Raw genomic sequence first — 12,978 nt, forward strand, 5'->3', positions numbered from 1 at the left:
GGCTTCTTGCTTTAACTCCCTCTTATTTACTATTGATTGTTCATGTTTTACAAAGGAGGCCATGTTTTTTGCAACGTGCACTTTATCAAAATCAGATACTTAATCTTGCTATAACGGCTAGAGACCGATTTCAATATTTATATGAAGCTAGTCTCCGAGGAGAAATAATATGTGCTCACTGCGGAGAACCAGTTAAGTTATATCTGGGGATTGAACATTCTCCTTACTTTTATCATGCTCAAGTTCCCCATGAAAGAGAAGAGTGTTCAAACACACTATCAGAAACAACAGCTGTACAACAGATAAAAGAAACTCCGGCTGAATACAGAGAAACCAATGGATTTCGTATTCCTAAAGGACGAGCTATTGGTGAGAAAAATTCAACTGTAAAAGAGAAAGCGACATGGAGGGCTTCCGCACCTTTTTCAAGTGTTCCTGCTTTTCGCTCAAAACCACCTGTTCCTAAACACTCTGACTCTCCTTATTTAAATGAATTTAAAGAGAGCGGTATTGAATTAGATTCGAACCAATGGAAAGCTGTTACACATTCAGAAGGACCTCTCCTTATTCTAGCCGGTGCAGGAAGCGGAAAAACGCGTGTGTTAACAGCTCGCACCGCATATATGATACAAGAAAAAAAAATTGATCCAAAATCCATTATGCTAGTGACTTTCACGGCTAAATCAGCTAAAGAAATGAAAGAACGATTAGCTACATATCCAAAGATGTCCAGCTTCCATCTTCGTCAAATGCTAGTTGGGACTTTTCACAGCATTTTCTTGCGTATGATTGTTCATCACAATCCTCAAGCGTGGCAAATGGATCGCCTGCTGAAATGGGATTGGCAAAAAGAACAGATCGTGAAAGAAGCAGCAAGAGAGCTCCACGTGGATGAAAAAGAATTTCCGTTTGATCAGGCACTTCAGCAAATCGGCTATTGGAAAAACACGCTTGTTGGAGTGAAAGATGTGCGCCCAAAAGACAAGTGGGAACAAGATGTTCACTTTTTATATCGTCGCTATGAAGAAGTAAAAAAGCAAAAACAGCTATTCGATTTTGATGACATGCTGTATGGATGTTATGAAATGCTAAAACAAAATCCCGATTTACTAACTCGTTATCAAAAAAGGTTTCGCTATTTTTTAATTGACGAATTTCAAGATATCAATAAAGTTCAATATAAAATTATGAAAATGCTAAGTGAAGACTCTAAAAACTTGTGTGTCGTAGGAGACGATGATCAATCAATTTACGCTTTCCGCGGAAGCGACCCTTCGTTCATTTTAAATTTTGAAAAAGATTTTGCTCATACAACTGTTATTACGTTAAACCAAAATTATCGTTCAGCTCACGCCATCGTTTCTTCCGCTAATAAAGTGATTGCACGAAATACAGCGCGCCGACAAAAAGAAATGGCTGCCCAGTTTGATAATGAGTTGCGACCTACCTTCTTCTTTCCATATGACGAAGAAGAAGAAGCAACAATGATTGTAACGGATATGAAAGAAAAGATTAAGCAAGGCGCTTCTCCAACTGACTTCGCGGTCTTGTACCGAACTCACGCTTCTTCACGCGCCATCTTTGAACGTTTATCGCAGTCCAACCTGCCGTTTTCAATCGAACAAGATGCAGATTCGTTTTATAAAAGACGAATGGTTCGAAGTTTACTTTCATTTCTACGTTTGAGCGTGAATCCAAATGATGCAAGTTCGCTGCAAGATTTAGTGAACGCGCTCTTTTTAAAGAAAACAGCAGTCAATGACTTAAAAGCAGCAAGTATTCTTCATGACGGTACATTTATTGATGCGCTTGAATATCTTCAAGATTTAAAACCGTTTCAGCAAAAAAAGCTCAAGAAAGTAATTCCTTTATTCAAGTCGCTAAAATCAATGTCTCCTTCTTTGGCACTTGAGACGATTTCTAAAGATATGGGATTCGATGATTTTGTTAAAAAACGCGGAAATGAAGGAAATATGATGGAAAAAGGTTCGGATGACGTGCGGGATTTAAAAGTTGTAGCACGTAAATTCAAAACCGTACCTGAACTCTTAGAGCATGTGGATCATATGATTGCCATGAACACAGAGATGAAAGCTTTAAGCAAGCAATTTAATGAAAGTATTCAGCTAACCACCATTCACCGAGCAAAGGGTCTTGAATATAAGCATGTATACGTACTGAGCAGCGTAGACGGAGGATTGCCTCATGATTATGCACTTGAAGCTTATCGAGGCGGAGATGATGTGCCGCTTCAAGAAGAACGGCGCCTTTTATATGTAGCCATGACGCGTGCACAAAATTCACTTTACTTATCCGTTCCGCAAACTAGAAGAGGTAAAACTGCTTATCCTTCAAGATTCCTGAAGTCGTTTATAAAAAAAGTATAAAGGAAAAAGAGGCTGGGACAAAAGTATTTTAGTTAAATTGAAGTACGAACTGTTAATCAGAATTATTGATTAACAGTTCGTATTTTTTATTGTCATGTGAATGTAGGTTTAATATGTTTAGTTGCTTCTAGCTGTTGATTGGAGGGTGAGGCGAAGACTCCTGCGTGAAAAGCGGAAGGGATGAGACCCCGTAGGAGCTCATGTATCCAATCTGCTCGTCTTTAGATTGGATTGATTTCGTTACGTCTTAACCTCTATTATTAACCAAATATTCCACTAAGAGGTAGCTATTCATAAGTAGATGCGTTACACTACGTTATGTACTATATTACTATATTTTAGGAGGTTCCATTATTGAACGCCAAGCTTATTCATGAAAATGAAAAGATTTTTTTCATTCTGTGTATGGTTATTAGCTTATTAACCTATTTCTTTTTAATTATTTCACTAATTGGTATTATCTACCTTGTAATCGGTTTTTTAATTACATTTATGCTCCATGGTTTCTCTATTGCTCAAATTCGCAATAATGGGGTTAGATTGACAGAGAAGCAGTTCCCCCACACTTATCATCAGGCAAAACATTTATCTTCAGAGCTGAATTTAGAGCTGCCCGATATTTATATTATTCAATCAGGCGGCTTGTTAAACGCGTTTGCTACACGCTTTTTTGGACGTCACTTTGTCGTTTTATACTCGGACATTGTTGAAATGATTGAAGATAATCAAGAAAAAGAACTTTCTTTTATTATTGCCCACGAATTAGTTCATATCAAACGTAAGCATACACTCTACCACTCACTTATTCTACCTGCTCTTTGGGTTCCTTTTTTAGGAAAAGCTTACTCTAGGGCCTGTGAATATACATGTGATCGCATAGCTTCCGTTGCGATTGGTGATGCAAAAGCTGCCACTCAAGCACTCACTATACTTGCGGTTGGTCATTGTCTAAATAAAAAAGTAAATCAGGAAGAATTTGTTCATACGCACTCACAGGAAAAAGGTTTTTTATGTGGTTGAATCAAGCTACTTCAACTCACCCTCCTATCGCTCATCGTATTAAAGAAATTAATTACTTAGCACAGCATCCGGAACTGTTTGATCTTGATTCTAACGCATTTCAAACAAATGAAATTGCATAAATGGAAAAAAGCCCTGACGTGTCAGGGCTTTATATAAAACATTAAATTATTTTTTCTCATTTAGCATTTTAGCGATGGTCGCAAAATCAATGGATTGATTATTGTTTGCAATCGCCTTAACAATTTGTTCTTCTTTTTGTTTTGAAATTGGCTTATTCGCAATTTGTGCTACTCGCTTCACAATATTACGCACCGTTTGCTCATCTTTAAAATTAGCATTTTGTACAGAATTCGCAAGTTCAAAGATATCCTTCATATTAACGCCTGTTTTCTTTTCTATATTTTTAAACATATTATTATCCATTTTGCATGACCTCCTTTATTTATACTTCATCGTATGCACCATGTGCCTAGATGGTGCCCTTTACATTTAATAAAAAAATAAAGTACGAGTGAAACTTCACCCGCACTTTTCGGTGCCTTATTCATAGAAGGGATTAATTGTAAAAACAAACACAACCAACAATAATTAATAGAATGAATAATACAACGATTAACGCAAAACCACCGCCGTAGCCACCACCGTAACCACAACCACCGTAGCCAAATCCGCAGCCCATAATATTACACCCCCTCTGTTTTACTCTCTATACTGTATGTTTAATCAAATGATTTTGTATGGGCTTTTCAACTGTGTACATTAAATTTCATTGTCCAAACGGATCTTCAGCATCTTGCTCATCAAGTCTTTTTACATTTTGCTGCAGTTTCCTCTCATGCTGTTCCATCTGCTTTTCTGCTTTTTCTACTTCGTTCATTCTCTTTCGATGTTCTCCCATCATATGCTGTTCAAAAAAACGTTCAAATTCATCGAAAAAATCCGGCATATCTACACCTCTCTTTACTCCATGTAAAAAAAGCATTGTTCGAGGAACAATGCTTCTATTGCTTATCGCTTTGGTAACTTTGAACCACAGCCGCAACCACCTTGTTTTGGAGAAGGGTACTGGACTGGCTTAGGAGTAGACTGACCTTCCTTCACTGATTGTTTTGTAATGGGTTGTGGATGATAAGGCAGTGGCTGAGGATATTGATTAGGATTATAATGATAATACATCATGTTTCCCTCCTTTTCACAGCATCCTATCTATAACATTATATTCAGGACTAAAGAAAGACGTTCTCTCTTATTTGTCCATTTTACGCTGCATGGACAAAAATAAATCGGTGCTGCTTTTGGGTTTCCTTGCTCTTGGTGCTTCCACCCTTTCTTGCTCTGTTACTTCTCCCAGCCTGCTCTGTAGCTCCTGAATCGTTTCTGATGCACGATCATCATACTGTACAATTGACTGTTCATTTTTTGATTTTTGTTCATTGACACATGCCTTAAGCCAATCTATTTTTTCTTGCAGCTTTCTTTTTTCTTGTTCATGCTTTTCTTTTAATTCAGCTAACTCTTCTTTCATATCTTCATACTCAAATTCTTGATGCTTGAACTTTTGATATTCTTCCTTATAAAAAGCCAGCTCTGACTTTAATGAAGAGATATTTTGTTTCACTTTTTCCTCACTCATGCTGCTCACTCCTTCATTATAAACAATGTACAAACCTCTGAAAATCAATTAAAGATGAATAACACTTTTTACTAACATGAATATGCTGTAATTGAGTTTATTATTTCCTTCATTTTTTATGCTCGCTTCATCCAGAAATTATTGCTATAAATTCCGCTTTTACTAAGGAACATAAAAGCAAGTCATTCATACACTATAGTAGTCCGATACCTAGTAACGAACAGCGTAAAGGAAGGACAATTACAATTAGGAGGTTTAAAAATGGGAGAACATTTTGAAGCATTGTGTATCCGCGTACCTAAAGTGTACGATTGGGTCAGACGTCAAGTGGTTTTGCCACAAATCTTTACAAATGACGCTTCACTATTTGATGAAGAGGCGCTTGAAGATTTAGGCCATGATGTAGAAGTAGAAGTTATTTTAACTGATAGTAAAGGACACCACGTAGACGTTTCAGATGAAGAGGCGCTCGATCATGTAATTGAGCTTGTACCACAAGGTGGTCGCAAACCTAAGAAGGTCGTTTTACCAGACGGAGAAATTGTTATTCTTCATGAAGTAAAATTATCAATTAGCGGTTTTTATAAAATTAGGTTAATTAATTTAGGTGGACATCATAAATACAGCGATGTCGAATCTAGTGTTATTCCTTGGAAAATTCATCAAACATTCTATCTTTGCGCACCTGAAGGAACAGAACCTGTGGTACACCTTGATTCTTTTGAAGGAACTGATGGTTCTATTAGATTATCAGACATTCACTTACAGCAGCTAAGCTTCGATCTTGTGTTAGGTCTAAGTGTGCAAATTGAAAAAGATGTTAAGATTGAAGTAGAAGGAAGCTTCTGTTATCCTCGCCCCGAAGTTATTTCTACAAGCGGTTTCTCACCTATTGAATATCCACCTCAGTGTGAAGCTATCTTCCCTGGAAGACCTTATCGTGATTCTGATGAAAGTGACTTCGAAAGTGACTTTGAAAGTGACTTTGATTAACTGGATAACCTCAGAGGAGAATATTTCTCCTCTTTTTTCATCGTTTACAAGCTTTGTGCATACATATAAATAAAACTGCTGTGAGCAGCCCTAGTTTACAAAGCTGGTTCATAGCTCAGCAGGAAAGGAGACTACTAGATGAGTCGTAACTCCCCTTCCCCTAAAGATGATTTAACTCAATTAAAACAAAAGCTCATTCACTATAAATCGGAAATCCGGCACGTACAAAACCAATTAAAAAGCTATGAACGAGCTTTAGAACGAGAAAAAGAAAATACATCGTTTTGGAAGAAAAAACACGCTGAGACGCTTTCTACATCTGAAAAAGAAGTAGAAATTGAAGGATTAGAAAAAGAGCTGGATTTACTGAGAAATGAGCTTTCTGAACAAAAAATTATTGCAGAAGCATTTCGAGAAAAAGCCTCGAGAAAACAGCCCGTTATTGAAGAAAAGATTGTGGAAAAAGTGATTGAAAAAATTGTAGAAAAACCCGTGGAAAGGTTTGAAAAGAGTGATATCCTCTGTTTCTTTCAACATTCTATACTGCTGCCAGAACAACATGAAAGGGAGCTGATGATATTCGGCAATGCAATTATTCAAAATCAAACGAGCAGTACTTTACACTCTCCCGTGCTTTGCTTAAAAATGAAGCCTGCCGCTTCGTCTACATTAAGCGGGAAAATCGTTGATGAAAAAAGCATTGAAGCTTCTAGTATTCCATCTTCTTCTTTACACTGGTGTTACGCTCATCCAAAATGGAACGAAAAAATTCAACATGAGGGTGAGTATTGGATTAAACCTATTAAGCAGACAGTATTAAAGCCAAAAGACAAATTACTATTTGACTCTTTTCAAGTAGTTGTTCCTCTTTCCTCTGATATGCCCTCATTTATTTTAGAAGGCTTTTTCTATAGTGAAGAATGGCAAGAAGGCATTCCTTTGTTAAATAAAGTTGTGCTAAATTTCCCTTAATAACTAAAAGACATATTGATGTTCAATATGTCTTTTAACTCGTCCATTTATTTCATAAAAGATTCTACAATTCCAGCACATCCTGCAATAGCTAAGATTGTAATGATAGGAATAGCAATGTGGGGGACCGCTACATAACTAAAATAAATCCCTACCGCACACCATATGCCCGTGCACCAATAACAGCTGAGCAGCTCTCCAATCCATCTTTGCAATCCTTTTCCTTTCATTTCCAAGTATGTTATCCTATTTCCTTCTTCATCTTGATCTTCTACAATTTTGTGAAACGGTTTACGAATAAAAGTCGTAATTTTATCAAAAACGATTAGGCGAGTGAGCCGAAACGTCGCAAAGACAAATAACGTTAGGTAAATCCATGTCATCTTCATTCCTCCGTACATTCACAAGCTTATGAAAATAAAAGCTAACATGCTTTTTCACTGTTAGCTTTTAGGGTTACTTAAATTTTAATGATGGATATGGTCTGAATATCATTAAATGTTAATACTTTCTTCTCTTTATTAGGAGGGATGCTTACGTATAAACTTCCTTCTTTGAGTTCTAAAATTGTTCCTATATATTTTTGGTTTTGACATAAGATTTCACAAATAGGTTGAGACATATGAGCCGGAAAGCTGCATAGAAATTCAATTTTTTCTTTGATCGTCATAGACTGAAACATTTTATTTGGCTTTTTAGTCTCTGATTGCGGTATATTCACAGGAATAATTGAATGTTCTACAACTTTTTCCTGCTTAATTTCTTGCCTAATTTCTACATCTTTTTCCCGCTTAATTTCTTGCTTAATTCCTACATCTTTTTCCCGCTTAATTTCTTGCTTAATTCCTACATCTTTTTCCTGCTTAATTTCTTGCTTAATTCCTACATCTTTTTCCTGCTTAATTTCTTCTACTTTTTCTACCTCAGGCTCGTTAACTTCTTGAATAGAAGAAAAGCTGGGCTCTTCTTTTAACACATACTCTTTCTTTATTTCTTTATTGTCTTGCTGTTTTGAACTGAAATAATATTGCATAGAACGCTGGTTTTGCGTAGCGTTTGGCTGGATAATGTACATTAGCGGCTCGTTTTCTTCTGACTTAGATTTTGAGTTAGTCATGAAGCATACCTCCAATTGCTTGTTATCGTTCTTTTAAAAATGTATGCTTGAACACGGAAAAACTTGTTTATTTTTTTGCGGTAGCCTTTTTAACACCAAAAGCAGGGCTGTACCTTCATTTTCAAAATTTGTTAAAAAAACAATAAAAGAGGTTGAGACATAACGAAATTAATTCAATCTAAAGACGCATAAATTGGATACATGAGCTTAACCGCTTGTTACACCGCAGTTGATTTCCGTGCAAGACTTCGCTTTCCGCGGGCAGCCGATGAGCCTCCTCGTCGCTTGCGCTCCTGCGGGATCTCATCTGTTCCGCTTTTCCCGCAGGAGTCTTCGTCTTGCCATCCAATCAACTGCTAGAAAGAGCTAAACAGATGAAACTTATTTTCAAAACAACAAAAAAACGAACCACTAATCAAACATTTTGATCAGTGGTTCGTTTTTTATTTGAGCTAAAATACTTTTGTTCGAGCCTCTTCCCCTCACTCAATAAGGTAGAAACCTACACCTATCTAGATACCTTTATCTAATTTTATACTCAAGAAGCATACGCAATTCATTCACATACGAACGAGACCCCGTTACAATCAAACGATCATCAAATTCAAGCTCCGTATCGCCGTGAGGTACAATGGAATCTTTGCCTCTAAAGATTCGAACAAAAATCACATCTCCTGTAAACGGGAACTTACGAAGTTCCACCCCCTCGTATTTAGGGTTACGCATATTGATTTGATAAAGTGCTGTTTCTTGATTCGTTAAGATATTTAAAATATTTGGCGATTCGATTAAAGCTTTTAGCAATGCAGTCGTAGATAACAGCACAGAAAAAACTTCAATGTTATTTTCTTTCATCTTTTCATCTAATACCGGACTTTCTACGCGGGCAATAACCCGTTCTGTACCGTATTCTTTTGCAAATAGAGCAATATCGCTATTTCTTTCTTCTTCCCCTGTTGTCACAACTAATACATCCGCATCTAAAATCCCCATACGTATTAACGTTTCCTTACTATATCCATCGATGTCGACGATATTAAAAATGGAATCCGACGTACGGTTTTCAATTTTGTCCTGAGTAGGATGATAAATCGTAACATCATATAAATCAAGATCCATTTCTCGAACAACCGGGAGTGTAAATTGATTTGCACCGAGCATATTAACCTTCAGCTTTCTGTCACTGATTTCTGGCTTTGGAAACAGCTTTCTAAAAATAATAGGTGTAATAATACATGTAATAATCGCCACCAAAATCATCGCACCGGACATTTGTGAATCAATAACACCAATATTTTCACCAACCGTTGCTGCCGCAATAACGAGTGATAAAGTCGATGTTAAAAGAAAACCCGATGCCAAAACGGTTTTCATATCATACCATTTTCTTAAGATTAACGCTGGGATTAGCTTCGATATCAACAATGCAATGAATAATAAAGGCATTAATATCAGCACTTTTTTATCACTGAACAATGACCAAACGTCAAGCTTCACTCCTACCATCACAAAAAAGATAGGAATTAAAAAACCATAGCCAAACGAATCTAATTTATGAACCAAGTTTTTGTTAGGGGCTAGAAGAGAAACGAGTGATCCCGCTAAAAAAGCGCCCAAAATGTTTTCAACGCCAATTGACTCCGAAAGGCCCACTAGAATAATAATGAGTGCAAATACGGCGCGCGTGTCGATTTGAATTGTACCTTTAGACATTGTCTCAAGAAACGATCGGTTTTTAAACTGCTTCCCTATGAAGTATAAAATCACTCCTACTCCAAATAAAATTAAAATCAACCATGTATTGCTATTTCCTGATTTATCATAGACGGAAGCAAATACGGCTAGTAAAATCATCGTGACTAAGTCCGCAATAACCGCAATCAGTAAAATGGTTTGTCCAATCGGCTTTTTCATAATCTGTGCATCTTTTAAGGTCGGCACTACTACTCCTAGTGAAATGGTAGAAATAATAAGCGTCATCAAAAAGGCATTATCAATAAAACCGGTCCATACAAAAACATAAGACAAAAATAGTGAAACCGCAAAGATAGCTGCAAACACTAGTATAGAAATGGAAAAAGCATTTGGCACCTTCGCTCCTGATGCCCTTTTGTCTTTTGAATTTCCTCCAGCAAAAGCAGAAAAATCAATTTCTAAACCACTTAAAAACATCAAAAAGATAAAGCCTAGAGTGGAAAGTGTTTCAAGCCACATATCCTGCTCCACAAGGTCAAAACCACTTTCCCCTATAATTAACCCCATAATAATTTCAGCTACGACTACAGGTATAATGTTGAGTTTAAACCGATGCAACAGTATAGGCGTTAAAAAGGCCAAACTAATGACGATAACAAGTGATGTAAAGGACGCGTGCTGTTCCATTAGATTCCCCTCCTTTTACCTTCGCTCTTTATAAAACGAAGACGTTAGTATTCAAAATTAAAGGTTAATCATAAAAGCTTGAAGGTTCTCTGTCAACTATATGAACTGATAATGAAAATCCGACATGATTACTCATGCCGAATTCTAAAGTTTCTGTCATTATTTTAAGTAACTCATAAATGTTGTCGCTAGGCCGAAGTAAATTAAAATACTGATAAGATCATTGATCGTTGTAATAAATGGTCCTGATGCGACTGCAGGGTCAATTTTAAACCTGTGCATGAGAAGCGGGATAAACGCTCCTGCTAGTGTAGCCACGATCAATGTTGAAAATACAGAGACGCCTACCAAAGCGCCTAAGATGAGATCTCCTTGCCAAATATAAACAATTAATACGACTAAAAGTCCACATGATGCGCCCGTAATCATTCCGGTAGCTGCTTCTCGGATTAACAGCTTAAATTTGCTTTCTTCTTCAATTTCTCCCGTGGCCAGTCCGCGAACCGCAACGGCTAGTGCCTGTGTTCCTGTATTACCAGCCATACCGCCAATCAAAGGTATAAATACAGCTAAAATAGCTACTTGATTCAACGTATCTTCAAAACGTCCAATTAAACTTGCTGTCATCATTCCTAAAAACAGCAAAATTATCAGCCAAGGCAGCCTTTTTTTGGCCGCTACTAAAGGATTGTGATCAATCGTATCATCTACATCACTAATACCGGCTAATTTAGAATAGTCATCCGATGCCTCTTCATCAAGAACATCCATCACATCATCAACCGTAATAATCCCGAGAAGATGCTGCTGAAAATCAACAACTGGAAGCGCAAGAAAGTTGTAATCGCGCATAATACGCGCAACTTCTTCTTGGTCTTCTGCTACTGACACGGATACGACTCGTTCATTCATAACTTCGCTTATCATCGTATCTTCATCTGCTATAATTAAATCACGAAGAGAAATAACACCGGCTAGATGCTTTTGTTCATCAATAACAAATACATAATAAATCGTTTCCGCTTCTGGAGCTTCCCTGCGTAGAATGTGCATAGCTGAATGTACGGTTTGATTTTCACGAATGGCCACAAACTCAGTCGTCATAATACTTCCAGCGGTATATTCCTCGTAATGAAGCAACTCTTTAATTTCATCGGCTGCTTCTTCATCCATAATCGTTAAATAGCTCGCCACTTGTTCTTTATCCAATTCATTTAATACGTCAACGGCATCATCCGCCGACATTTCCGACAGCATGTCTGCTGCAAAATTCGGATGCATTTCTGAGAGAATTTCTTGATAATCTTCTTCTCGTATTTCTACATTTTCAAAGATATCCGCCATTTCTTCCGGAGATAACATCTCGTACAGCGCAAATCTAGAAGGCTCATCTAATTCTTCAAAAAATTGAGCTTGGTCATACGTATGCATATGTAAAAATTCTTCACGAAATGCATCGATTTCATTTTTTTCTAAAAGTGATAATAAATGTTCGGCGAACCATGCCTTTTCTTCTTTTTCAATTGAATCTGTCATGTCTTCAACCTCCCTGTCGCACAAAACTCATTTAACTTTATGATGAATTTTGTTTTTTTTCAACTCACAGCTCTTTACTCTTTTCCCAATAATATATAAGTTCTACACATAGTTTGCTCCATATAAGGGTAATTTTATATCGTCAAAGGAAAAACCTTTTAAGGATGTGGATAAAAGATGAAAGTAGATATAATAGGCGATATCCATGGGTGCTATGATGAATTAAAAGCGTTAACAGAAAAACTTGGGTATGAGTGGCAAGACGGGATTCCTGTCCACTCTGACGGACGGCGCCTTGGATTTGTAGGTGATTTAACAGACCGGGGACCTCATTCACTAAAAGTGATTGAGCTCGTATGGTCACTTGTAATAAAGCATCAGCAAGCTTACTACTGTCCAGGCAATCACTGCAATAAGCTATATCGCTTCTTTTGCGGTAACAAAGTGCAGATTACTCATGGGTTAGAAACGACCGTTGCTGAGTACGAAGCTTTGCCTTCAAGAGAACAGAAATTCATTAAAAAAAAGTTCATTGAGCTTTATGAACAATCACCTCTATATGTGCAGCTTGATCAAAATCAATTAATTATTGCTCACGCCGGTCTTAAAGCTGAATACATCGGCAAAACGGATAAAAAAGTAAAAACCTTTGTGCTATACGGAGACATTACGGGTGAAAAACATCTAAACGGCATGCCTGTCCGGCGGGATTGGGCCAAACATTATAACGGAAAACCTTTTATCGTGTATGGGCATACACCCGTAGTAAAAGCCAGAAAAATTCATAATACCATTAATATTGATACAGGCGCAGTTTTTGGAGGGGCTTTAACAGCGTTTCAGTATCCTGAAGGGAATATTGTATCAGTGCCTTCATCTATGCCTTATGTAGAGGAAAAATTTAATCACTTCGTGTAAAAAGAAAGTCGCTTTTC

At 37.2% G+C, this 12,978-nt stretch carries 16 protein-coding genes; 6 read left to right on the forward strand and 10 right to left on the reverse strand.

What is annotated here, in order from left to right:
- Positions 1–68 precede the first annotated feature (68 nt).
- From SB717_RS05380 to SB717_RS05390, 3 genes are all read left to right on the forward strand, one after another.
- On the forward strand, positions 69–2,387 hold the full coding sequence (locus tag SB717_RS05380) for an ATP-dependent helicase (protein ID WP_410903394.1): 2,319 nt from the start codon (positions 69–71) through the stop codon (positions 2,385–2,387).
- A gap of 354 nt (positions 2,388–2,741) precedes the next feature.
- Entirely contained in the window at positions 2,742–3,407 is a 666-nt protein-coding gene (locus tag SB717_RS05385) for a M48 family metallopeptidase (protein ID WP_410903395.1), read from the forward strand.
- A complete protein-coding gene (locus SB717_RS05390) occupies positions 3,398–3,529 on the forward strand; it encodes a hypothetical protein (RefSeq protein WP_274609586.1) in 132 nt (43 codons plus the stop codon). The genes SB717_RS05385 and SB717_RS05390 overlap by 10 nt, the downstream gene beginning before the upstream one ends.
- Positions 3,530–3,575: 46 nt before the next feature.
- On the opposite strand, the gene spoVIF is transcribed toward SB717_RS05390, so the two are convergent.
- From spoVIF to SB717_RS05415, 5 genes are all read right to left on the reverse strand, one after another.
- Positions 3,576–3,833: a sporulation-specific transcription regulator SpoVIF gene (gene spoVIF, locus SB717_RS05395; RefSeq protein ID WP_013055449.1), complete on the reverse strand. Its 258-nt coding sequence runs from the start codon at positions 3,831–3,833 to the stop codon at positions 3,576–3,578.
- A gap of 133 nt (positions 3,834–3,966) precedes the next feature.
- Positions 3,967–4,089, reverse strand: coding sequence for a YjcZ family sporulation protein (locus SB717_RS05400; RefSeq protein WP_013055448.1), 123 nt, complete (start codon positions 4,087–4,089; stop codon positions 3,967–3,969).
- 87 nt (positions 4,090–4,176) lie between these two features.
- Positions 4,177–4,356 carry a hypothetical protein gene (locus SB717_RS05405; protein ID WP_074679211.1) on the reverse strand — a complete coding sequence of 60 codons (180 nt, stop codon included), beginning with the start codon at positions 4,354–4,356 and terminating at the stop codon, positions 4,177–4,179.
- Between the two features lie 62 nt (positions 4,357–4,418).
- Positions 4,419–4,589 (reverse strand): hypothetical protein, encoded by a 171-nt coding sequence (locus SB717_RS05410; protein ID WP_162837671.1) that lies wholly within the window; start codon positions 4,587–4,589, stop codon positions 4,419–4,421.
- 67 nt (positions 4,590–4,656) lie between these two features.
- Complete coding sequence (locus SB717_RS05415) at positions 4,657–5,043, reverse strand: hypothetical protein (RefSeq protein ID WP_074679213.1); 387 nt, start codon at positions 5,041–5,043, stop codon at positions 4,657–4,659.
- Between the two features lie 261 nt (positions 5,044–5,304).
- On the opposite strand from SB717_RS05415, the gene SB717_RS05420 reads away from it, so the two are divergent.
- Both SB717_RS05420 and SB717_RS05425 read left to right on the forward strand, forming a co-directional pair.
- Positions 5,305–6,036, forward strand: coding sequence for a BMQ_0737 family morphogenetic spore coat protein (locus tag SB717_RS05420; RefSeq protein WP_074679215.1), 732 nt, complete (start codon positions 5,305–5,307; stop codon positions 6,034–6,036).
- A gap of 138 nt (positions 6,037–6,174) precedes the next feature.
- The gene (locus tag SB717_RS05425) at positions 6,175–7,008 is read left to right on the forward strand and encodes an OmpH family outer membrane protein (protein WP_410903396.1); all 834 of its coding nucleotides are present in this window, start codon (positions 6,175–6,177) and stop codon (positions 7,006–7,008) included.
- Positions 7,009–7,055: 47 nt separating this feature from the next.
- Here the strand turns inward: SB717_RS05425 and SB717_RS05430 are convergent, their stop codons facing one another.
- The 5 genes from SB717_RS05430 to mgtE form a co-directional block, all read right to left on the reverse strand.
- Complete coding sequence (locus SB717_RS05430) at positions 7,056–7,391, reverse strand: DUF1360 domain-containing protein (RefSeq protein WP_074679219.1); 336 nt, start codon at positions 7,389–7,391, stop codon at positions 7,056–7,058.
- Between the two features lie 77 nt (positions 7,392–7,468).
- Positions 7,469–8,125 (reverse strand): CotO family spore coat protein, encoded by a 657-nt coding sequence (locus SB717_RS05435; protein WP_200508195.1) that lies wholly within the window; start codon positions 8,123–8,125, stop codon positions 7,469–7,471.
- A gap of 218 nt (positions 8,126–8,343) precedes the next feature.
- Positions 8,344–8,478 (reverse strand): hypothetical protein, encoded by a 135-nt coding sequence (locus SB717_RS05440; protein ID WP_410903448.1) that lies wholly within the window; start codon positions 8,476–8,478, stop codon positions 8,344–8,346.
- A gap of 169 nt (positions 8,479–8,647) precedes the next feature.
- Positions 8,648–10,507: a monovalent cation:proton antiporter family protein gene (locus SB717_RS05445; protein WP_410903397.1), complete on the reverse strand. Its 1,860-nt coding sequence runs from the start codon at positions 10,505–10,507 to the stop codon at positions 8,648–8,650.
- 159 nt (positions 10,508–10,666) lie between these two features.
- Positions 10,667–12,043: a magnesium transporter gene (gene mgtE / locus SB717_RS05450; RefSeq protein ID WP_014461563.1), complete on the reverse strand. Its 1,377-nt coding sequence runs from the start codon at positions 12,041–12,043 to the stop codon at positions 10,667–10,669.
- Between the two features lie 177 nt (positions 12,044–12,220).
- Here mgtE and prpE point away from each other — a divergent pair, with 177 nt between their 5' ends.
- A complete protein-coding gene (gene prpE, locus SB717_RS05455; RefSeq protein ID WP_074679225.1) occupies positions 12,221–12,961 on the forward strand; it encodes a bis(5'-nucleosyl)-tetraphosphatase PrpE in 741 nt (246 codons plus the stop codon).
- Positions 12,962–12,978: the final 17 nt, after the last annotated feature.

The sequence above is a fragment of the Priestia sp. SIMBA_032 genome (genome assembly GCF_046535215.1).
Lineage (GTDB): Bacteria > Bacillota > Bacilli > Bacillales > Bacillaceae_H > Priestia > Priestia aryabhattai.

Excerpts from the sequence above, each read along its gene's own strand:
- SB717_RS05430 (WP_074679219.1), bottom strand. The coding sequence starts at position 7,391 with ATGACATGGATTTACCTAACGTTATTTGTCTTTGCGACGTTTCGGCTC.
- SB717_RS05410 (WP_162837671.1), bottom strand. The coding sequence starts at position 4,589 with ATGATGTATTATCATTATAATCCTAATCAATATCCTCAGCCACTGCCT.
- SB717_RS05425 (WP_410903396.1), top strand. The coding sequence starts at position 6,175 with ATGAGTCGTAACTCCCCTTCCCCTAAAGATGATTTAACTCAATTAAAA.
- SB717_RS05415 (WP_074679213.1), bottom strand. The coding sequence starts at position 5,043 with ATGAGTGAGGAAAAAGTGAAACAAAATATCTCTTCATTAAAGTCAGAG.
- SB717_RS05390 (WP_274609586.1), top strand. The coding sequence starts at position 3,398 with ATGTGGTTGAATCAAGCTACTTCAACTCACCCTCCTATCGCTCATCGT.
- SB717_RS05405 (WP_074679211.1), bottom strand. The coding sequence starts at position 4,356 with ATGCCGGATTTTTTCGATGAATTTGAACGTTTTTTTGAACAGCATATG.
- spoVIF (WP_013055449.1), bottom strand. The coding sequence starts at position 3,833 with ATGGATAATAATATGTTTAAAAATATAGAAAAGAAAACAGGCGTTAAT.
- prpE (WP_074679225.1), top strand. The coding sequence starts at position 12,221 with ATGAAAGTAGATATAATAGGCGATATCCATGGGTGCTATGATGAATTA.
- mgtE (WP_014461563.1), bottom strand. The coding sequence starts at position 12,043 with ATGACAGATTCAATTGAAAAAGAAGAAAAGGCATGGTTCGCCGAACAT.
- SB717_RS05445 (WP_410903397.1), bottom strand. The coding sequence starts at position 10,507 with ATGGAACAGCACGCGTCCTTTACATCACTTGTTATCGTCATTAGTTTG.
- SB717_RS05435 (WP_200508195.1), bottom strand. The coding sequence starts at position 8,125 with ATGACTAACTCAAAATCTAAGTCAGAAGAAAACGAGCCGCTAATGTAC.
- SB717_RS05420 (WP_074679215.1), top strand. The coding sequence starts at position 5,305 with ATGGGAGAACATTTTGAAGCATTGTGTATCCGCGTACCTAAAGTGTAC.
- SB717_RS05400 (WP_013055448.1), bottom strand. The coding sequence starts at position 4,089 with ATGGGCTGCGGATTTGGCTACGGTGGTTGTGGTTACGGTGGTGGCTAC.